Here is a 21,908-nt window from a genome sequence, read left to right on the forward strand (position 1 = left end):
TTATGGGTTTTAGGCAATTATTGTTGGTGAAACCCGCCCCTACAATCCTCGATCGCAGCGAGGTAGATGGCGGTTTAGCCTTGGGTGGGGGCGGGTTTATGAAATTATGGGTTTTAGGCAATTATTGTTGGTGAAACCCGCCCCTACAATCCTCGATCGCAGCTTGGAACTTTTACAAAATTTTACAAGATTAAGAATTGGCTAGGGGCAGCACTAAACTAGCGACAATTAAATTGTTTTCTAACATTTCTATAGAAAAGTTTCCCCCCATTAAGTCTACTGCTCGCTGACAAATTAAGAGATTTTGCACGATCGACCTATGGGAACTAGAAACCGCTAATATATCGGGTTCGGAACCGCCGTTGAAGGCAGCAATTAAGTGTCGATCGCACGCGCCGCTATCGATCACAGACAATTCTAACAAATCTTCCCCCAACAACTGAGAGCGAATCTCAATCTTGGCGCCAACAGCAGAGCGCCTGCAAGCCGTCGCCAGCAATTCGCACAGTATCAAATCCAGCTTGATACAGTCCCCGCGAACGCTCAAAGTCTGGCCTGCCGGCATCGACACAGCAGCTTCTCTGTGCACTTCCAGCAAGACTTGCGACTGTTTGACCAGGGGGGCCGTTCGATCGAGCGATCGCCTCAGCCAAGCGCTCACAGCCACCGCATCTTGTGCGAAGTGCAGCCGCCAATGTTCCTGTTTCAGCAGCAAATGAGTTGACCCCAAAGCATTGCCCATTTGCCGCAAAACCTGTTGGTATCGCAACATTTTCAGAGCATCCTTTTGTTCCTTCGCCGACTGCAAAATCGACTGACTCAACTCCCCCAACTCCTTCACCCCCGCTCCCACCGTGCGGTAAAACTCCTCAAAACGGCGCTGTTTGTACCAGTTGAGCAACTCCAGATCCAATCGCTGCGACTCGGCGGCTGATTGCACCGCCAAATACCTGCGCCACCAAGCCAACTGAGACGCCATCGAGCTGAGTAAACTCACCGACAACTCCGACCATTGGCGGCCCGGAGCGTCTGCAGCCACCACAACGCCCACCGGAGCGTGTTCTGGGGCCGTCCGCAGCGCCACCGTCATAATCTCGCCAATTCCCGGACTGCGTAGCCACCGCTTTGTCGCCAGTGGCAGTTGGCTCGTGCTCTGTTGCACCACGCAGTTAGCAGCCAGGGTTTGTTGGATCAAAGCATCTGTTTGGACAGGAATCACCGCCTCGGGATTGAGGGCAAATACGGGATTAGCAGCTACCGTCGCCACGATGGAACCTTCCTCATCACCGGGATTCCAAGTAATTACGGCTACTAAAGGACAGGCAATTGTCTGGGAAACGTGTTGAGCAAAGTTACGATCGAGCTTTTGTAACGGCAACTCTGGGAACATCGTCGGTGAAGCAGCAGATATCTCTTGCTCAGATTGCTCATCAGGAGAATGGTGCAAAACCGCCAAACCCGATTTGAGCGATCGCTCAAATTGCTGATATTTGTCGATTGCCGAACTCTGCTGCCACGAGTGCAGGATCAATCCGAGTTGTTCGCCCACTAGCCGAACTAATTCTTGCTCAGATCGCCTCCAAGTGCGAGTTGCACTGTGCCCGACAACCAGCAAACCCTCGATCGATTTGCGATTGGCGATTTTCGATTTTAGATTGGGGTTTTCTCCCTCTGCCTTTTTCGCCCTAGTGTTCGATGCCAAAAGCGATCGCACCCCAGCTTCCCCCAACACTTCCCGCCAAGCGCCCAACCGCCCGTCTTCCTCCCAATTTTCAATAGCTAGAGGTGCACTTTCTTGCAACAGCCCCAAGTCAGCCACATCTAGGGCGTTGAGTGGCGACGGCACTGGCCTGCGATTGCGGGGCAAATGTTGGCAGACAATTTCAAAGCGATTTTGTTCTTCGCCGTACAGCAGCAGCAAAAAGTATTCGCATTTGAGCCGATCGCACAACTGTGCGGCGGTATTTTTCAAAGTCGCCTCCCAGTCAGCATCGCTGTAGATGGCGTGAGCTATTCCGGCAGTTAAATCTCGATCGATCTCAGTTTGTTGAATTTTCTCCTCCATCTCCGACATAGGAGCCGTCAGAGCCACTAACTGCGCCACTCCCCGCAGGTAATGCTTTTCATTGTCTTGCCAAATCCGGGGTTCGCTGGCTTCGACTGCCAAAAATCCCAACAATTCCCCTTCTGAAACAATCGGCGCAGCCAACAGAGAGCGAGCGCGGATTTGCTGCATCAACCGCCCCGTCAGCTCAGTTTTCAGAGAACTTTGAGATTCACCGATCCAAACCATTTCTTCCCGGCCCAAAGCCTGATAAAATTCGCCCAAGTCTTGGACGGTGATGCCCGAAGCCGGTCGGCCCGGCCCGCCCAAACCCGGAGTAACTTCGCGGTTGCTGACTCGGCGCCAAAAATAGCGTCGCTCTCGCTCGAACCAGTAAACATTAGTGCGTGTCGGCTCGATAAATTCATGAGTTTGTTCGACCACCGCTTGCAAGTATTGGTCGAGCGATCGCAATTCCCCCAACTGTGAAATCAGCGCAAAAAGAGACTCGTCTGGGTGTTTAACTTGTTGTCGCTGCCAGTCTTTTTCTATTTGGTAAAGAGCAGTTGCCAGCGCTCCAAATACGATCGCCAACTGCGTTTTTTCCCCCGACTTTGGCGACGCTCCCCATACCTCAGTTCCGAGCAAAATCACGCCGTAGCAGCGGTCTTTGTAGCGCAGCGGAAACAGAGTCGTGCCTTGAATATTGAAAGTTTGAGCTGCTTTGCGCCATTCTCCGGCTCGGTTTTCCGATCGCAAATCCGGAACTCCCACCGGGCGGAGCTGAATCACCACTTGTTCGAGCAAATCCCCCGGACTGAGAGCAAACCGCTGTTTGAGAAAAGACAGGTCGCCGTTAGGAGTTATGCCGCCTTTCCCGAACAATCTGTGGGCTTGTCGATCGTACAACCCGATCCAAATCAACCGCCAGTCAAATTCCGCTTGCAAGTAACCGAGTGTGGTCGAAAGTAGCACTTCCACATTCTCCTCTTCTCGGAGAGTCAGGAGAACGCGCTCTAGGGTCGCGATTTGTTCGTCTAAATCCTTTGGTCTTTGCTGCTGCCCCATTTCCAAGCTTCCCCGCACCTTGTCTAATTTAAAATTACTAGCTTAAATATTCAACAAATTAAAATGCAAAAGAGTCAACATATAATATAATCGTCTAACTTATCCTTCAATCTCAAACATTGGATAAAGTCGATCGAAGTTGAAGTAAAAACTTCCCCTTCACTGTCTGCTCGTGAATATTGTTATTTGCCTTCTCCTTTCTAATTTGTAAATTGCCCCAGTACAAATCATTGGATATTTATCAATCAAGTGTACGCCCACTGTTGTTTTCCGTATTGAAAACCGATGCCGAGTGGGTGCACAACCGCACTCTCCAACTTCTCGAACTCGCAGCCAGAACCCAGTCAAACCCCGCCACCAGCCAAATGCTCTCTCGATTGCAGAAATCTTTGGGAGTCCAAGATTCTCGCCTCGAACAATCTTTGTGGGGACTGAGCTTTAACAATCCTGTCGGCTTAGCTGCGGGATTTGATAAAAACGGCGTAGCTGCTGACATTTGGGCAAATTTTGGCTTTGGCTTTGCCGAACTCGGCACTGTCACTTGTCAACCACAGCCGGGAAACCCCCAACCTCGCTTGTTTCGCTTGACGGAGGACAGTGCAGCCCTCAACCGCATGGGATTTAACAATCAAGGAGCCGCGGCAATGGCAGCCCGGTTTCAGGCAGCACAGAAACAGTCAAAATTCGATGCCCAGCGCCCCATGCCTCAGTCTCGGTTCCCCTTGGGCATCAATCTCGGTAAATCTAAGGTAACACCGTTAGAGCAAGCAGCAGCCGACTATTTTGAGAGTTTTAAGCTGCTAAAAGATTGGGGCGACTATTTTGTAGTCAACGTTTCCTCTCCAAATACGCCGGGGTTGCGATCGCTCCAAGATGCTGCTGGGCTTAGCACAATTTTGGAAATTTTGCAACAAGAAAATCAGGGAATCAAGCCAATTTTAGTCAAGATTGCGCCGGATTTGGAGTCCGAGGATCTCGTATCAATCCTCGACTTAGCAAAAACCTACCAACTAGCAGGAATTATCGCCACAAATACCACCATCCGCCGCGATGGATTGAAAACACAAATATTGCGAGAAACAGGCAAACCAATCGCCGAAGAAGCCGGGGGAATTAGCGGGCTTCCTGTGCGGGAGCGATCGACAGAAGTAATCCGATTTATCTGGCAATATACAAAAGGCGAATTGCCCATAATTGGAGTTGGTGGCATTTTCACCGCCGAAGATGCTTGGGAAAAAATAGCCGCCGGTGCGAGTTTAATTCAAGTTTACACCGGTTGGGTTTACGAAGGGCCTTGGATGGTGCGTCGGATTCTCCAAGGTTTGTTGCAAAAGTTGGAAGAACGCGGATTTAGTTCGATTTCTGAGGCAGTAGGTTCGGAAAATCAATAGACATAGGAGTGAAAAGCAAGTCTTGGGCAGGATGCCCGATCAATATTACCCTTGTTGCACCCTTCGATCAGTGCATTGAGCAGCCATCCACTCCCGGAAATAATCGCCGCCACCTTTAGTATCTGATTAACTCTTGAAATTTCCTTATAAAGGCACTAGCCGATCGCTGTATTTGATCAAAACTTTATAATCTCGATCGTACCACGCCCTAGGTATCATATCTTGAACTTGAGCGACATCAACAAGCTGGCTTTTCGTTCCGTAGGCAGATTCCGTTTCATAGATAATTTTTTGCTGGAGAATTATCTCTCGCTTGAAGGGAAAAATCATCATAGGAACACCGTATTTTTGCAGGGGAGGCAAGTAGTTTTCAAGTAAGGAAATATCTACCGGATAGCCTCGACAAAGGTCAACGGTTGAATAAACTGCAACTATCAATTTACCGTCTATATATGTCCAGCCAGCTTCATACAACTTGCTGATGTTTAGACAGTCTTTATAGCAGTTGATTGTACCTCGTTGAGGATGATACACAGGAATCAGCCATTCAGGGGCTTTGTTAATTGCTTCTGCTTTTCCTTTGCGATCGTGATAGTGAGCTTCTCCAACAGCTAACCAGCTTTGGCAGTCTCGTCTAATATCCATGAGTTCACCCAGAATCTGACTCACTGTGCGATCGCTAAAAAAACTATCAGGCAACACCATACCAACAGTTTCCTAACACTAATACTACAAGAAATCTTTTTTTTTCGATTTATTTCACTCAGTATTACATCAAAAGTAAATCGGCGATCTAAATCTTCAACAATCTTAACACGTCGATTTATCTAACACGCATCTAATCAAATATTTTCGCTAATTTCAAAGCATTAACTTGAGCTTGAGCTTTATGCAGTGACTCCTGCCATTCCCTTTCTGGATCGCTATCAGCAACAATCCCCGCACCCACTTGTCCCCAAACAACTCCCCCGGTTGTACCGTCACTTTTTGGTGCATATAAAAGGGTGCGAATCAAAATATTTAAATCCAGGTTGCCGCGCCAGTCCAAATAACCGCAGGAACCGTAAAACAAATTGCGCTTCACGGGTTCCAATTCTTCGATGATTTCCAGACAGCGCACTTTCGGACAACCTGTAATCGTACCGCCCGGAAATACCCCTCGAATTAAGTCGATCGCGTCGCAATCTCGTCTTAATGTACCGATAACATTACTGACGAGGTGCATCACGTGACTGTAGCGTTCAATGGTCAGAAATTCGTTAACTTTTACCGAACCCCATTCACACACCCTCCCGATATCGTTGCGCTCTAAGTCAACTAACATAATATGTTCGGCTCTTTCTTTGATATTCTCTATTAATTCCTGTGCTAATTGCTCATCTTGAATGCAGGTTAAACCTCGCGGTCTCGTTCCCGCGAGCGGTCTAGTATCCACTTTTTTTCCTAATAATTGAACGAGTCTTTCCGGCGAACAACTAACTATCGCCCCCCACGGAGTTTGCCAATAACTTGCAAAAGGCGAAGGATTGATCTGTTGCAAAGCGCGGTAAATTGACCAACTACTGCAATCTGTACGGGATTCAAACCGCAAAGATAAATTAGCCTGAAAAATATCGCCCGCATGAATATACTTCTGAGCTTTTTGCACTATTTCTTTATACTCACTTTGAGATAATTGGAAAATAGGAGTAGCCGAATTTTGTTGATAATTTCCCGGTAATTTATTCTGGATTATTTCTCGATCGGTTTGCTCTAATTGATGCTGCATAACATCGAGGTGAGAAGGTTGACTCGCAGCCAACCAGAGAATTTGCGTTTGATGGTCTAAAACCGCAAAAGATTCTGGTTCGTACCAACAGCTAACCGGGAAAGGAAGCGGATCGGTATTGAGTTGGGGCAGGTGTTCGATTTCCCATGCTAAATCATAACCCAGCCATCCCAACCAACCCCCACTAAAAGGAATTTCCGGCGGTACATCCACTGCTAAATTTTGCTTTTGAGAGTCCAAAAGAGCGCGCAAAAAAGGTAAAATTTCACCTACTGGCGGTGTCCATAGCTGAGATTGACCGTCAATTATCCGGGGAGAACCTGCACAAATAGAATATCGTGCTAAGTTAGTAGAAGATGTAACTGGACTTTCTAGCAGAACAGCCATATCGCGGGGGAAACAATCCGATATTGAGCTTGCACTGTCGGCGGTTTGACCGAGAAATAAAATTTGAAAGATCTCCGATCCGCGGCGCTGATTTAGGGGAAGCTTTCGCCAATGCCAAGGTTGTATTTGTTTCATAATAGATTGCACTATGGTTAACACTTTCAGGACTTACGCAACGAGTCAATTTTGACACTATCGGTTTTTTTAGTAAGGTGCACAGTTCGCACCCTACTAAAACCGATTGCCAGCGTTATCTCAGCCATTACTTACCACTTTCCAAACATCTCGGTTTGCTTCTTTTTTGAGGCGTATCCAGCCCCTAACGGAGTTAATGAGAAATAGAGTTTGGGTACTACGCAAATCATCTAATGTAATTAATTCTTCTCTGATTTTTCCCTCCTCTAAAAGTTGAGAACGAAACGTCCCCGGTAGTAAACCGCACTTGACGGGAGGTGTGATTAGACCGGCGGGTGTATCGATCGCGATATTGGCGATCGTGGATTCGGTGATCACTCCATCTTGATTCCACAGAAAGACATCCTGATATTGGGGCTGCGACTCCAAAGCCATTGTATAAGGTACTCGGTAAGTTGTCTTGTGGTAAAGAAATGGGCTTTGAGAGTCGATCGGTTTGCGGGCAATTCCCACAGATGCACCGATTTTTAAGATACCGCTATCTAGTGTCTGAGCTTGTAATGTTATGTTTCCCTCACAAGATATTGTTAACCGTATTTTTTGTTTGACTGACCCGCAAGTCAGACTTAATGCTTGTAAAGCTTTGCTTGCTTCTGTTAGCGATAGGGGAAAATTAAAATAATCAGCCGATCGCTCTAATCTTTGAAGATGTCTGTCTAGCAAAAAATAGCCGTTTTTGGGTTGCCATAAAAGTGATTCCAGCAATTCAAAGTTTGGCTGGTGTTGAATCATATTTTTGTCAATATAATGTAAATTCGGGAACAAGACAATTATTAGACCCGCGAAGCGGTCTGTTTGTGTAATTATATAGGAAGTTAACTTGAATTTATGTTGCCTAAATCCTTTAGATTTCAATGGCGCCTTGTCATCGGGCTGTTAATATTAACCTCAGCGATCGCACCTCTAGCCCTCAACTACTACGTCCGATTTGTTACCCGCAACTACCGCCACAGCGATATAGCTAACGTGCCGGCAGAACCCATTGCTATAGTTTTTGGTGCCGGACTTTGGGAAGACGGCACTCCAAGCCCCATGTTAGCCGATCGAGTGCAAGCAGCCGTCGATTTGTACAAAGCGGGCCGAGTGGACAAACTTTTGATGACAGGAGACAATAGCACGGTCGATTACAACGAAGTCCAAGCAATGCAGGACTACGCCGAAGCCCAGGGCGTACCGATTAATAATATCGTTCTTGATTATGCCGGATTTAGTACCTATGAAAGTTGCTACCGGGCGAAAGAGATTTTTGGCATAACGAAGGCTGTTTTAGTTACCCAAAACTTTCACTTAGCCCGCGCTGTTTATACCTGTCGCCGGTTGGGCATACAGGCGATCGGCTTAGGAACGCCGGATTGGGGCAAATTTCGCCAAAAGGGCATGATTCGCTACAGTTTCCGCGAATTTTTGGCAGTCATCAAAGCGCTTTGGGAAGTGCGTGTTACCCGTCCAGAACCGACTTTTTTGGGGCCGTTTGAAGGAATTCAAGAAAAGTGATAAGTGGTCTGTTGAAAACTTTAGTCCTTGCTTTAAGGACGAAAGTCTTCACTAAAAACGGATTTTCTTACAACTAACCGGACATCATGTAAGTCCGGGAGTTGTAAGTTTTGAGTTAAACAAAACTTACAACAAAACTCACAAATCATAGCTTCCCCGTTGCGGTAGTGTTCCATAACTTACTCGCGTTTGGAAAGTCCTGCCAGCGACCAAGTTAGACTCACCATCATTAAGCGTGCTAGAGCCTTCAAACCATCTTCACCGTGATTTTCAAATGCTTGAGACTCGGTTTGAGAATTATCATTTTCTGGCAAGTCTTGAGGGGCTGCTGCTGGTTCTTCAAACTCCGCTTTGTCACAAGATTCTTCAAGACTGACTTGTGACTGATGATTTTCTTTTTCTCTCATTTTATGAGTCACCTCCTTGAGTTACTGCATACATAACCCATACTACAAATATAAATTGTTTGTTTCCGGCATTTGGCGATCGAAGTTTTCTTACATGGCGATCGTAATCAGCAAGTGACGTGATACCCATCACTTAATTGTTATTTTTACTTACTAGCGATGTTTTCACAAATCTGCTACAGTTAATACCTAACAATCAATGTGACGCTCAGTGACATCAAATTGAAACTAAGCCTCGGAAAACTCAGAATAAACTAAGAAAATAAAGGGGTAGAGCTGATGGGAATTTATCTCGATACTGCAATTGTAGCAGAAGCAAAAGAGGCGAGCCAGTTCGGCTGGCTTTCGGGAATTACTACTAATCCAACCCTCCTGGGAAAAAGCGATTTATCTCCCGATGTGACGCTCACACAACTGGCGAAACTTATTCCGGGGGAAGTGTATTATCAGCTAACTGCATCTGATTTTGATGGCATGGTAGCAGAAGGAAAAGCGGCTTTTGAATTAATTGGACAGCAAACAGTTTTGAAAGTTCCAGCAACGGCGGCTGGTTTTCAAGCAGTAGCGCATTTGTCACCAGAAATTCCTTGCGCGGTGACGGCGATATACAGCGCCTCACAAGCAGTTGTTTCAGCAGAAGCGGGGGCCAAATATGCGATCGCCTACGTGAATCGCGCCACCAGATTATTGGGAGACGGTTTTGCGTTAGTGCGGGATATGGCAAATGTGTTGCAGAGAACTAATACTGAAATTTTGGCAGCTAGCATTAAATCGCCGGAAGAAGCGGTAAAGACTTTATTAGCTGGCGCCCATCATTTGACATTGCCTTTTGACGTGTTGCAGGCGATGGCTGTTCATGAATTATCGCAGCAAACTGTGGATGAATTTGCGAAAAACGGGCGGGGAATTAGTTATTAGATTTTGGAACACAGAAAACTTGATTAATTCTGGAGCAAGTATCATTCGCTCGCTGACTGCATATGAGTTTGGCTATTTTGTCTACTGTTGGTAACATTTGTTGATAAATATGGCTTTTATGAACTCAAAGTTATGACTTTTATGAATTGACTTTGAGAGCTGCTTATTGAATAATTTCCATCAACCGCAGGGATATCCAAACTTGTACTCTTAAATGTCAGGGCTTATGACTATTACTCGCGTCTCAGTTGACTCAGCAGGCATCTCTGACCCAGCAGGCGATGTGCAGGGCAACCGTTACTCGGTCAAATCATCCATCTCCGGTGATGGGCGGTTTGTGGCGTTTACACTTCAACAATCCATCTTCCGAATCGGAGCTCCGAACAATAATATTAACAATAGCGACGACATCTTCGTGCGCGACACGCTCACCAACACCACCACCCGCGTCTCAGTTGACTCAGCAGGCAATCAGCCGAACGACAGCTCCTACGACCCCTCCATCTCTGCTGACGGAAGGTTTGTGGCGTTTCAATCTGATGCCACCAACCTCGTGCCGGGGGACACAAATAATAACAACGACATCTTCGTCCGCGATTTGTCAACCAACACCACAACCCTCGTCTCAGTCAGCTCCAGCGGCGATCGGGGGAACAAGTTTTCCGGGGATCCCTCCATATCGGGCGACGGGCGGTTTGTGACGTTTTCATCTACAGCCTCCAACCTCGTGCCGGGGGACACTAACAATGAGGAGGACATCTTCGTCCGCGACTTGTCAACTAATACCACCACCCTCGTCTCTGTCAGTTCTAGTGGCGCTCCCGCGAACGACTACTCCTCATTCCCCTCCATCTCTGCCAACGGGCGGTTTGTCACATTTTACTCTTTTGCCACCAACCTCGTGCCTGGGGATACTAACGACAGTCGCGACATTTTCGTGCGCGACTTGTTGACCAATACTACTACCCTTGTCTCTGCGAGTTCCAATGGCGAGATCGCCAACGGCGGCTCCATCCGTGGCTCTATTTCTGCTGACGGGCGGTTTGTGGCGTTTTCATCTCGTGCCACCAACCTCGTGCCGGGGGACACAAATAATAACAACGACATCTTCGTGCGCGACTTATCAACCAATACCACCACCCGCGTCTCTATTTCCTCAACAGGCAATCAGGGCAACCAAGATTCCGGGTCCGCCTCCATATCCGCTGACGGGCGGTTTGTGACGTTTTCATCTGAGGCCTCCAACCTCGTGCCAGGGGACACTAACAATAAAGAAGACATCTTCGTGCGCGACTTGTTAACGAATACTACCACCCGTCTCTCTGTTGACTCAGCAGGCAATCAGGGGAACAGCGACTCCGAGTTCCCCTCCATCTCGGCCAACGGGCAGAAAGTAGCGTTTTCATCTTTTGCAGCCAATCTCGTGCCGGGAGATACCAACAACGGCCCAGACCTCTTTATTGCTGACATAGGCAGCGCTCCCGGCGGCATCAATAACTCTCCAAACGCCATCAACGGCACGAACGGCAACGACAACCTCACAGGCACTCCCAGCAGCGATAATATCAGCGGTTTAGACGGCGATGACACACTCACCGGTTTGCGAAGCAACGATATCCTTGTCGGGGGCGGCGGCAGCGACAACTTGTCTGGCGGCAAAGGTTTTGACACTCTCAACGGCGGTTTGGGAAACGATATTCTATTCGGTGGCGCGGGCAACGATCTATTTGTTTTAGGTGCGGGGTTGGGAGTTGATACAATCTCTGACTTCACCAACTCTCAAGATACCATTCAATTAATCAATGGCTTGACCTTCGGACAGCTATCAATTTCGCCGGGAACTAACGGCACATTAATTAGAGTAGCCAGCAGCGGTGAAGTTTTAGCTGCTTTGACAGGCGTTGCTCCCAATTTTATTGGCTCTGAAGATTTCGTCTCTGTTTAGATATCTGCCCATTCTCAATTGTCTGCTGTGTTCTTTCGCCGAAGCTCTGACTTTTACTCAAAGAGCGCGATCGAACTTCGCCAACAATCCATCAATCGCTCATCAATTTACCAAAGTTGCAATTTTAGTGTGAGGACTTATGACTATTAATCTTGTCTCAGTTAGCTCAACAGGCGATCGGGCAAGCGCCTTCTCTAACCGTCCCTCCATCTCCGCCGACGGGCGGTTTGTGGCGTTTGCATCTGCTGCCTCCGATCTCGTGCCGGGAGATACTAACAATAATGGCGACATCTTCGTCCGCGACTTATCAACCAATACCACCACCCTCGTCTCAGTCAGCTCCAGCGGCGATCGGGGGAATAGCAACTCCTTTTTTCCCTCCATCTCCGGTGACGGGCGGTTTGTAGTGTTTTATTCTGATGCCACCAATCTCGTACCGGGGGATACTAACAACCAACGCGACATCTTTGTCCGCGACTTGTCAACCAATACAACCACCCTCGTCTCAGTCAGCTCCAACGGCGATCGGGGAAATGGCTCTTCCTCCGCCGATTTCTTCTCAGGGCCCTCCATCTCCGCCAACGGCCGGTTTGTGGCGTTTGCATCTAATGCCTCCAACCTGGTGTCCGGGGACACCAACAATGCCCCCGACATCTTCGTGCGCGACTTATCAACTAACACCACTACTAGCGTCTCAGTCAGCTCCAGCGGCGATCGGGGGAACCGCAGCTCCTACTCTCCCTCCATCTCAGCCGACGGGAGGTTTGTGACGTTTTCATCTGCGGCCACTAACCTGGTGCCGGGAGACACTAACGCTGACAACGACATCTTCCTGCGCGACTTGTTAACCAACACCACTACCCTTGTCTCTGTCAGTTCCAACGGCGCTCGGGCCAACGGCTTTTCCTCCCTTCCCTCCATCTCCGCCAACGGGCGGTTTGTGCTATTTGAATCTGATGCGTCCAACTTGGTGCCAGGGGACACTAGCAATAGCAACGACATCTTCGTGCGCGACTTGTCAACTAACACTACTACCCTTGTTTCTGTCAGTTCCAGTGGCGAGCGCGGCAATTTACCCTCCCAGTTCTCCTCAATCTCAGCCGACGGGCGGTTTGTAGCGTTTGGATCTGATGCCCGCAACCTCGTGCCGGGGGACACAAACAATACCACCGATGTCTTCGTGCGCGACTTGTTAACGAATACCACCACCGGCGTCTCTGCCAGTTCCAGCGGCGCTCAAGCCAACAATGTCTCCTCTACTCCCTCCATCTCAGCCGACGGGAGGTTTGTGGCGTTTGTATCTGAAGCATCCAACCTCGTGCCTGGTGACACTAACAGGGTTCAAGACGTATTCGTTTCTGACACCGGCAACGCTTCAGGCGGCATCAATAACTCTCCAAACGCCATCAACGGCACGAACGGCAACGACAACCTGATAGGCACTCCCGGCAGTGATAATATCAACGGTTTAGACGGCGATGACGCACTTACGGGTTTGCGAAGCAACGATATCCTTGTCGGGGGAGGCGGCAGCGACAACCTGTCTGGCGGCAAAGGTTTTGACACCCTCAACGGCGGTTTGGGAAACGATAATCTTGTCGGCGGCGCGGGCAACGATGTATTTGTTTTAGGTGCGGGGTTAGGAGTTGATACCATCTCTGATTTCGCCAACGGTCAAGATACCATTCAACTAATCAATGGCTTGACCTTCGGACAGCTATCAATTTCCTCTGGAACTAACGGCACATTAATTAGAGTAGCCAGCAGCGGTGAAGTTTTAGCTTCTTTGACAGGTGTTGCTCCCAATTTTATTGGCTCTGAAGATTTCATCTCGGTCTAGAGATGGTAAACTGTCCTTTGTTAAATCACTTTTACTCAGGGAACATGATTAAACTTGGCAAACTATCCCTCGCATTAGTAGGCACATTTATTGCAGTTTTGCAACCAGCATTTACCGCTAATTCACAAGAAAGCAACAGCGAATTTAGCAAACTTCAATCCTTATTAGAAGCCAAAAAATGGTACGAAGCAGATCAAGAAACAGTCTCTCTGATCCGCAACAACCCCGCCAATCTGTCTTGTCCGAACCTCCGCGCGATCGATCGGCTGTGGATGCAATCGAGCAACGGCAAATATGGATTGACTCCACAGTTAGAGATTTGGCAGAAAGTCGGCGGTTCTAACTGTCGAACTTGCGAAGGTCAAATTCAAGATTTTAGCAAGCAAGTAGGATGGAACATGAGCTCGCAAGTAAGTCCTATACCAGGGGAGTTTCCAGCCCAGTATCCAACTGTTGCTTCATTAAGCTGGCAAAGTTATGTGGACAGCGATAAAAGCATAACTAGGTACAGTCTTTTTGCGGGCGCGCAGACATGGCAAGCGTGGAGGGTTACAGAATTTAACCTGTTTTCTACTTTTGCCAATTGCGGCAAGTAACAGTTGTAGGGCGGGCAATGCCCAGACTTCCACGTCGGAGTCGGGATGGGATTTCTCGCTCGCCTCGACTCTTCAATCTAAAATCTAAAATCTAAAATCTAAAATAGTAGGACTATGGCATTCGCCAAATCTTAATAGTGCGATCGGGACTGCCGCTCACAAAAGTCTTGCTATCTCTGGAAATAGCCACAGAACTCACAAACTGACTGTGACCAGAAAGAGTGCTTCTTTCTTTTCCCGTCTTCAAATCCCAAACTATAATATCTCCGCCCCCGCTAATCAAAGTGCGGTTGTCCGCGCTAAAGGCGATCGTCCTCACCCAACTCGAATGCCCTTTAAAAGTGCGGGTGCGCTTCCCGTCTTGCACGTTAGACAAACGGATCGTATTGTCGGTGCTAGCACTAGCCACAATTTGCCCGTTCGGGCTAAAAGCCACAGCATTAACCGGGCCCCCGTGACCTGTGATAATTCTTCTGACTTCTCCGGTACCGAGATTCCACAAACGCACAGTCTTGTCCTGGCTGCCGCTAGCGAGAGTTTTACCGTCCCGGCTCAAAGCGATCGCGTTTACTCCTCCGGCGTGGCCGCTCAAAGTCCGCAACCTGCTGCCGGTTCTGACATTCCACAAGCGAATAGTTTTATCATCGCTGCCGCTAGCGAGAGTTTTACCGTCCCTGCTAAAAGCGATCGCATTGACGGCGGCTGTGTGAGCGGGAATCGTCCGCATCCGTCGCCCCGTCTTCAAATCCCAGAGAATCACCTTATTGTCGCCGCCGCCGCTGGCCAAAATCGAGCTGTTCGGGCTCACCGCCAGCGTGTTGACAGATTTTTTAGAATGCACCGAATTGAGAGTCCGCACCAGCCGTCCCGTCCTCACATTCCAAATTCTAATCGTCCCAAAGCTTGCGCTCACCAAAGTTTGACCGTCAGGCGACAGGGCGGTCGCTTTTACACTCCCGACATTATCCAAACTTCTTTGCAAAAACTGAGTGCTAGGTAAAGTAGAAAGCAGCCACACGGGGTTTGCTGGAAACACCCCGTAACGCAGCGAACCGTAAATTTGAGACGCCCCAATACTCACCATCAAAACAGCCGTGCCCGCCAGCAACTTCTTTTTCCAATCAAAAACATCTTTCTCGGTCTTGTTCAATCCCGAATCCAGAGGTCTGAGGCGGTTTCTGGAACTCTGCTTCTTCGCCCCAGCCTCCCCGGCTGTTGCGCGAATTTTAGTTTGCCCCGTCGTCGGCAACTGAGTGGGCAACTGACTTTCCGCGCCGTCGAGATTAATTTCCTCCAAGCACTGCAAAACCATCTGGGGACTTTGAGGTCGATTGCCCGGAAAAGGCGCCATCAGGTAATCGATCACATTAGCCACGGGGTCGGAAACTTGAGGAGCTCCTTTGCGCCACATCAATCTGCCCGTGCGGGGATTTTCTGGAAACGCAGTCGGTGGCTTTCCAGTCAGCAAATAAACAAAAGTGCGCCCCAGAGCAAAAAAATCTGACTGCGGAACAGCCTTGCCATTAGTTTGTTCCGGCGGCGTGTAGCCGGGAGAAACAATACCAGTCACATTTTGTCCCTGGCCCACCTTAGCGAAATAAGTCCCCGACACTTCCCTAGCAGTCCCGAAGTCTATCAGCACTAACTGCCCGTTGGGCTTGCACATAATATTGTGCGGCTTGATATCCCGATGAAAATAGTTGAGTCGGTGAACTTGGTCTAAAATTTCCGACAGTTGTTTGAGCCAATTCAGAGCTTGTTCTTGACTGATCGGGCGGCCCCGATGTTTCAGCCAGTCTTGCAAATTGGCCCCAGCAATTTTCTCCATCACCAGACAGTGAAAAGACTCTGTGCTGTGAGCTGGCGTAAATGTAAAATAACCGTCGCGATCGACTTTTGGAATACCTGGATGTCTCAGCCTGACCAATACGTCGGCTTCTTGCTTAAAAAGTTCTACAGCTTTGGGATGGTCTTTGAGCAGGACTTTTAGCACTTTTCGGGCGCCGTTGTCGTCCACTTCAAATGTTCTGCCAAAGCCACCGTTTCCGAGAGGCGTGACTAGCCGATATCGACCTTCCAACAAAAGTTGAGACCCGCAGTGGATACACGCGGATTTGCCAGAGTTGGCTGGATCGGAGGGATTCGGGCATTTGGGATTGAGGCAATAACTCACAGAAGCCACATAACCCTGATTGAGGTTGCTCTATCAAGTTTTACTTGGACACTGCTCTACAAAACTTGGCTAAACTTATCTAAGCTTCACCATTCAACTAGAAGTATTTTCTAGAGGGTCTGATTCCTGCTTCTGCCAAGAGAGTCGGCTCTTACTTGTCCACAGGCGTAAATTCGGGTGGAGCAGCACCCTATTTTTCCAGTCTGTACAACTATTTATTATTGTGGAAGCTTTTAGCCCTTCTTTAACCATTATTTTCAACCAATTTAACGAATCGTGGTATCCCGTTCGACCTTTTTATAGGCTGGTCAGTTTTAAATCGACCGTGGTTTACTGCTACACAAAACTTGGCTAAACTTATTTAAGCCTCACCCTTCAATCAGAATTACTCCTGAAGGGTCTGTTTCCTGCTTCACCCAAGGGAGTCGGCTCTTTCTTGTCCACAGGCGTTAATTCGGGCGGAGCAACGCCCTAATGAATTAATTTTAGTTGAAGCTTGTAGCCATGAGTCATCCACTATTTTCAACCAATTTAACGAAACGCGGGATCCCGTTCTACCTTGTGACAGGCTGGTCATTTTTGACTTGCACGCTCGGTTTACTCTCCCAGATAATTAAGCCTTTTTTTCGGCATTGATTTAATCATACCGCCCATAATGTTAATCAGTCAAGTTAAGTATGACTAACTTTGGTGAACTTTTTGGCTATGCAAGTCCAACTCAGTTTTCAACTACTTATGACGATCGTAGCACACCTAGTAAAAGACTCATGAGCACCCTTGATTGAAATCTTGCAGCGTCTCTGAAGTCAAGGGAGGTTTGAGTCTCGCTTGACTTCAGCATCCCGTGTTTTTTATAACCGGGGACACTGCGATCTCACGATCGGGTTGAGGCCAAAGGTTTTGTTGTTTGTCACAGCCGATCGAGGTCACAAATCCCTGACTGACAGCACATAATGTACAAACAGACCAGAACTAATAACGAGAGAGCAGCCACCTTTCAATTGTACGATCGCAACCACCATTCTCGAAGAAATAAGTGAGAGTGGGCGAGGGGGAGAGTGGGAGAGTGGGAGAGTGGGAGAGTGGGGGAGTGAGGGAGTGAAAAAATCTGCCTTCTTCCCTCTTCCCTCTTCCCTCTTGCTTCCCGATAAGAAAGCGTTTTAAACAAGTCCCTCAATTACTGGATGGAAGTAGAACGCCAGCGCCAAAACCGTATAAGCTGCCAACAGCAAAGTACCTTCGAGCCAGTTAGAGTTGCCATCAGAACTGATAGAATTGGCGATCAGCACCGACACCGCAACTGCTACAAGTTCAAACGGGTTGAAATTCAAGTCCATCGGTTTGCCCAAGACAAAACCTGCCAAAACCAACACCGGGGCAACAAACAAAGCAATTTGCAAACTCGAACCCACGGCCACAGAAACCGACAAATCCATTTTATTTTTCATCGCCACCGTCACCGCCGTCGTATGTTCGGCAGCATTGCCAATAATCGGCACTAAAATCACGCCGGTAAACAATGATGTCAGCCCCAAACGCGCCGTCGCTTCTTCGAGAGTACCCACCAACAGTTCCGACTCGACAGCTACCATCAGGGTACAGGCCAACAGCACCCCAATCCACAGCGGCAGATTGACTTTGTGGTCAGGACTGTCTGGTGCTAAGTTATTTTCGGCTAAATCTTCCAGCATTTCTATTTCTGCCACCCCTGCATCGTACAGATAACTGTGGGTTTTCATAGAAAACAGCAGCGTCAGCACGTAGACGACAATCAGCACTACAGCAACAGCGCTAGAGAGGTTCTGCATAGTTGCCGGAGGGATGCCAATAGAGGTGGCATTAACTGCCGTCGGCACCAAAATGGCAATCACGGCTAAGTTCATCGCTGAAGCATTCAACCGGGCGACTGTCGGCTGAAAATCTTGTTCTTTGTAGCGCAAGCCACCCAGCAGCATCGCCAATCCCATCACCAGCAACAGGTTGCTCATAATTGAACCGGTGATGCTGGCCTTGACAACATCTATTAGTCCGGCGTTGAGGGCGACGATGCCGATAATCAGTTCCGTGGCATTTCCGAAGGTAGCGTTCAGCAAACCCCCCAAATTGGCACCGAGGACGACGGCGATTTCTTCGGTGGCCGTTCCCATCCACGCGGCTAGGGGGATGATGGCTAAAGCCGAGGTGATGAAGATTGTGGAGGATTCCCAGCCGAGAAAGTGTCCGGCGATGGAAACTGGGATAAATAACAGCAGACTGGAAATAATTGTATTTGTGTTTAGCATTTAGATTCTCAAAAGCTGCCAACCGTCAATCATAGCCTGTGACCAAATGAAAAAAGGGTGAGGGTGACGGATTTGGGTGTTCGCTTAAAGCTGGGGGTGGGCGATCCTCTTCTGCAAGCTTCGCTAACGGGCGATCGCTGCATTGCTGCTTTCACTGATGTGACAAACTAAGAGAGGGATTGGTTTAGCCGATCGGTTCAATGGATTTTTCTATTCTACCCGCTCGATCGCATCAGGTTCCGCATTGTCTTGAGAGCAAAGTTGACTCTTTCTGGGCGATCGTTTTTTCAGATATTCGTTCAGTGATATAATCTTTAAATATTGCCATTCTGCAAGTATAGCTATACATAATACTTAGGACTGCTTCAGCCATGCCTCTACAAGAAGAGATTGACAAAACAAGGCAAGAAATTCGGACAGATAGCTACTCAATGTCTATTGGCGAGTGGATCAGTCTTTATGAGAGTAAGGAAATCGATATTCACCCAGAGTTTCAAAGGTTTTTTCGTTGGTCGGATTCTCAAAAATCCAGGTTTATAGAATCAATTCTTTTAGGTATACCGATTCCACCCATTTTTGTCAGTCAAAGAGATGATGGGATTTGGGATGTGATCGATGGTTTGCAGAGACTCTCAACCATATATGAATTTGTAGGTATTTTGAAACCAGACAATCGAGAGCAAGATACATTTTCTGCTGTCGCCTTACAAGAAACTACTTACTTACCTTCGTTAAAAGGTAAAAAATGGAACGATCCTGACGATAAAGATAACTCTTTAACTCAGGCGCAGCGTTTATTGATAAAAAGAACCAAAATATACGTCAATATTGTTGCAAAAGAAAGTGATGAAATGATTAAGTATGAGCTTTTTCAGCGGCTGAATACAGGAGGATCGATTGCTACACCGCAAGAAGTAAGAAATGGCATTCTTTTAATGTTGAATAAGAATTTATATAATTTAATGCGTTCACTTGCCGATCGGGAGTCATTTAAAAGCTGCATTGCTTTGAGCGATAGACTTTATGAAGAACAGTATGATATGGAATTAGTATTGCGTTTTATTCTTTTCTTCGATCGAGATTATGCAAGTATTCAAACGCTGGGCGGTGATGTTAGCGAGTTCCTAACGGCTAGAATGCGTGAAATGGCTATAAAAAAAGATTTGGATAGCCGCCACATAGAGAGAGCGTTTGATGTGACATTCAGTATGCTTAATGAAGCTATGGGAGAGGACAGCTTCAAGCGATATAAATCGGAGAATGATAAATTCCTGGGAGGGTTTCTATTATCTGCATATGAGGTGGTAGCACTAGGAATTGGATACAACTATCAAAATCCCATTCCAAAAGAGCAAATAAGTAATCATATAAAAAATATTTGGTCAAATCCAATTTATCAAAAATGGTCGGGAGCAGGAAAGAATGCCGCAAGACGCTTACCCTATCTTATTCCGCTTGGTAGAGAGGTCTTTTCCCCTTCATGAGCATCCGAACAGCGGAACAATTAAGCGATAAATTGGCAACGGATCTTGCTTGGCGAAAGAAGGAACTGTCAGAAATGAAATCTTTGATAGAAGCGAAAAATGTTTCTGACCAAAGACATAAAGTATTAGTTCGGAGTGGAGTATGTATTCTCTATTCCCATTGGGAAGGTTTTGTCAAGCTAGCAGCCAACTCTTATCTAGAATATGTTATCTCAAAAAAGCTTACCTATCAGGAGCTTTCTAGTAATTTTTTAGCTTTGGCCATGAAAGAAAAACTTAAAGAGGCAAAAGAGACACATAAGCCATCATTGTATATACCTGTTTGTGAGTTCTTTCTTTCCGAATTAAATCAAAGATGTATCCTACCTAAAGATGTAATATCTACTGCCTCGAATTTATCTTCTGAGATTTTAAAAGAAATAACTTATATTCTCGGAATTGACTTTTCAATATACTCTCCTCAATCGCCATTAATTGATACCAAGCTTTTAAAGACAAGGAACGAAATTGCCCACGGTGAGGATTCGGTGTTTGATAGGGATGAATATCTAGAGCTACACAGAGACATTATAGGAATGCTCGATATATTTCGGAACCAGATAGAAAATGCTGCTATTCAGAAAAAATTTAGGCGGGATTCACCTTAGATAATGACAACAGGAGTCAATAATTATCAGCCATATCAAGAAAACTAGATTTTTTCAAAAAAGAAATCGATCTGAAAGTGGCAAAGTGGCGAGCATCTCATTAAAATTATGGTATGGGAAGTAACAATTATTGATGTTAAGCCTAATATAACTGGAGCAACATAACATATGATTGATATCGGTCTCACACACATCGCACTGCCCGTTTCAGATGTCGATCGCAGTATCGAATTCTACTCCAAGTATGCAGGAATGCAGGTCGTTCACCGCCGCATCGATGCAGAAGCTGGAGTTGCTGTGGTCTGGCTTTCCGATCGCACTCGCCCTTTTGTAATTGTGCTAATTCAAACAGACTCCGTACATCCCGTTCTGTCTCCCTTTGCACACCTCGGAGTAGGTTGCAAAAGCCGCGAATATATGGAGGAACTCTGCGACAAAGCACGTCAAGAAGGCGTACTGCTTGAGGAACCAAAAGATGCTGGATATCCGATCGGCTACTGGGCTTTTTTGCGAGACCCGGACGGTCACACGCTGGAACTATCCTACGGGCAAGAAATCGGATTTACAGTGGAGAAAGCTACTTAAAGTTATAATAAACCAATCGCCCTCCAAACCCGATCGTTTCTCATCTGGAAATAGACTGGAGAATCAAATGACCGCAGCAATCATCGCACCACCCAGAAAAGAATCACCCCTTCTGTTTGAGGGACTCACTTGGAGAGAGTTCAAAGCAGTTGAGCAATTGTTAGACCGTCCAGGATATCGACTTTCTTTCCTGGATGGAGTTTTGGAGATTAAACTAATGCCTGGAGAACCCCACGAAACCGTTAAGAAGAGAATTGCCGGATTGTTGGAGCTTTACCTGCTGATGGCGGGGTTTGACTTTACTCCAACTGGCTCAATGACTCTGGAAAGTGAAACGGGAAAAGTCAAGCGAGAGGCGGATGAATCTTATAAACTTGCTCCTGGTCGCAGGCTACCCGATTTGGCGATCGAGATCGTGTTTTCCAGTGGCGGGATCGACAAGATGGAGGCATACAAGCGGCTGAAAATTCCTGAAGTGTGGTTTTGGGAAGATGGATTGTTAGAGGTTTATCACCTGCGGGGAGAGGGCGATGCGCTTCACTATGAAAAGGTTTCCAGTAGTGAGGAAGTGAAAGGGATCGATTTGGATTTGTTGTTGCGTTGCATCAATATGGTGAATCATGTTGATGCAGTTAAGACTTTTCAACAGGCACTCCAAAAATAGCTGGGATTAAGAGACTTCTC

General features: G+C 47.2%; 17 protein-coding genes. 10 read left to right on the top strand and 7 right to left on the bottom strand.

Going from position 1 to position 21,908, the window contains the following annotated elements:
• Positions 1–190 precede the first annotated feature (190 nt).
• On the bottom strand, positions 191–3,112 hold the full coding sequence (locus tag QUB35_RS00045) for a GAF domain-containing protein (RefSeq protein ID WP_333138174.1): 2,922 nt from the start codon (positions 3,110–3,112) through the stop codon (positions 191–193).
• Positions 3,113–3,342: 230 nt separating this feature from the next.
• On the opposite strand from QUB35_RS00045, the gene QUB35_RS00050 reads away from it, so the two are divergent.
• Positions 3,343–4,503 (top strand): quinone-dependent dihydroorotate dehydrogenase, encoded by a 1,161-nt coding sequence (locus QUB35_RS00050; RefSeq protein ID WP_333138176.1) that lies wholly within the window; start codon positions 3,343–3,345, stop codon positions 4,501–4,503.
• 144 nt (positions 4,504–4,647) lie between these two features.
• Here QUB35_RS00050 and QUB35_RS00055 read toward each other — a convergent pair whose 3' ends face one another.
• From QUB35_RS00055 to QUB35_RS00065, 3 genes are all read right to left on the bottom strand, one after another.
• Entirely contained in the window at positions 4,648–5,208 is a 561-nt protein-coding gene (locus QUB35_RS00055) for a hypothetical protein (RefSeq protein WP_333138179.1), read from the bottom strand.
• 133 nt (positions 5,209–5,341) lie between these two features.
• Positions 5,342–6,793 (bottom strand): anthranilate synthase component I, encoded by a 1,452-nt coding sequence (locus tag QUB35_RS00060; protein ID WP_333138181.1) that lies wholly within the window; start codon positions 6,791–6,793, stop codon positions 5,342–5,344.
• Between the two features lie 120 nt (positions 6,794–6,913).
• Entirely contained in the window at positions 6,914–7,585 is a 672-nt protein-coding gene (locus tag QUB35_RS00065) for an aminotransferase class IV (protein WP_333138183.1), read from the bottom strand.
• A 96-nt stretch (positions 7,586–7,681) separates the two neighbouring features.
• Between QUB35_RS00065 and QUB35_RS00070 the strand changes: the two genes are divergently transcribed.
• Entirely contained in the window at positions 7,682–8,347 is a 666-nt protein-coding gene (locus tag QUB35_RS00070; RefSeq protein ID WP_333138185.1) for an ElyC/SanA/YdcF family protein, read from the top strand.
• Between the two features lie 179 nt (positions 8,348–8,526).
• On the opposite strand, the gene QUB35_RS00075 is transcribed toward QUB35_RS00070, so the two are convergent.
• Positions 8,527–8,754 carry a hypothetical protein gene (locus QUB35_RS00075; RefSeq protein ID WP_333104712.1) on the bottom strand — a complete coding sequence of 76 codons (228 nt, stop codon included), beginning with the start codon at positions 8,752–8,754 and terminating at the stop codon, positions 8,527–8,529.
• A gap of 279 nt (positions 8,755–9,033) precedes the next feature.
• Here QUB35_RS00075 and QUB35_RS00080 point away from each other — a divergent pair, with 279 nt between their 5' ends.
• The 4 genes from QUB35_RS00080 to QUB35_RS00095 all read left to right on the top strand — a co-directional run bounded on the left by QUB35_RS00080 (position 9,034) and on the right by QUB35_RS00095 (position 14,053).
• Positions 9,034–9,672 (top strand): transaldolase family protein, encoded by a 639-nt coding sequence (locus QUB35_RS00080; protein ID WP_333138187.1) that lies wholly within the window; start codon positions 9,034–9,036, stop codon positions 9,670–9,672.
• 226 nt (positions 9,673–9,898) lie between these two features.
• On the top strand, positions 9,899–11,617 hold the full coding sequence (locus QUB35_RS00085) for a calcium-binding protein (protein WP_333138189.1): 1,719 nt from the start codon (positions 9,899–9,901) through the stop codon (positions 11,615–11,617).
• A gap of 139 nt (positions 11,618–11,756) precedes the next feature.
• Positions 11,757–13,457 (top strand): calcium-binding protein, encoded by a 1,701-nt coding sequence (locus tag QUB35_RS00090; protein ID WP_333138191.1) that lies wholly within the window; start codon positions 11,757–11,759, stop codon positions 13,455–13,457.
• A 44-nt stretch (positions 13,458–13,501) separates the two neighbouring features.
• On the top strand, positions 13,502–14,053 hold the full coding sequence (locus QUB35_RS00095) for a GUN4 domain-containing protein (protein ID WP_190745799.1): 552 nt from the start codon (positions 13,502–13,504) through the stop codon (positions 14,051–14,053).
• A 112-nt stretch (positions 14,054–14,165) separates the two neighbouring features.
• Here QUB35_RS00095 and QUB35_RS00100 read toward each other — a convergent pair whose 3' ends face one another.
• Together QUB35_RS00100 and cax are read right to left on the bottom strand one after the other, a co-directional pair.
• Positions 14,166–16,235 carry a serine/threonine-protein kinase gene (locus QUB35_RS00100; protein WP_333138193.1) on the bottom strand — a complete coding sequence of 690 codons (2,070 nt, stop codon included), beginning with the start codon at positions 16,233–16,235 and terminating at the stop codon, positions 14,166–14,168.
• 1,151 nt (positions 16,236–17,386) lie between these two features.
• The gene (gene cax / locus QUB35_RS00105; RefSeq protein ID WP_333064517.1) at positions 17,387–18,508 is read right to left on the bottom strand and encodes a calcium/proton exchanger; all 1,122 of its coding nucleotides are present in this window, start codon (positions 18,506–18,508) and stop codon (positions 17,387–17,389) included.
• Between the two features lie 371 nt (positions 18,509–18,879).
• Here cax and QUB35_RS00110 point away from each other — a divergent pair, with 371 nt between their 5' ends.
• The 4 genes from QUB35_RS00110 to QUB35_RS00125 all read left to right on the top strand — a co-directional run bounded on the left by QUB35_RS00110 (position 18,880) and on the right by QUB35_RS00125 (position 21,888).
• On the top strand, positions 18,880–19,992 hold the full coding sequence (locus QUB35_RS00110) for a DUF262 domain-containing protein (RefSeq protein ID WP_333138196.1): 1,113 nt from the start codon (positions 18,880–18,882) through the stop codon (positions 19,990–19,992).
• Positions 19,989–20,639, top strand: coding sequence for an MAE_28990/MAE_18760 family HEPN-like nuclease (locus QUB35_RS00115; RefSeq protein ID WP_333138198.1), 651 nt, complete (start codon positions 19,989–19,991; stop codon positions 20,637–20,639). Before QUB35_RS00110 ends, QUB35_RS00115 begins: the two co-directional genes overlap by 4 nt.
• Positions 20,640–20,807: 168 nt before the next feature.
• Positions 20,808–21,224, top strand: a complete 417-nt coding sequence (locus QUB35_RS00120) for a VOC family protein (protein WP_333138200.1) — start codon at positions 20,808–20,810, stop codon at positions 21,222–21,224.
• Positions 21,225–21,291: 67 nt separating this feature from the next.
• Positions 21,292–21,888, top strand: coding sequence for a Uma2 family endonuclease (locus tag QUB35_RS00125; protein WP_333138202.1), 597 nt, complete (start codon positions 21,292–21,294; stop codon positions 21,886–21,888).
• Positions 21,889–21,908 lie beyond the last annotated feature (20 nt).

The sequence above is a fragment of the Microcoleus sp. B13-B6 genome, assembly GCF_036705405.1.
Taxonomy (GTDB): domain Bacteria; phylum Cyanobacteriota; class Cyanobacteriia; order Cyanobacteriales; family Microcoleaceae; genus Microcoleus.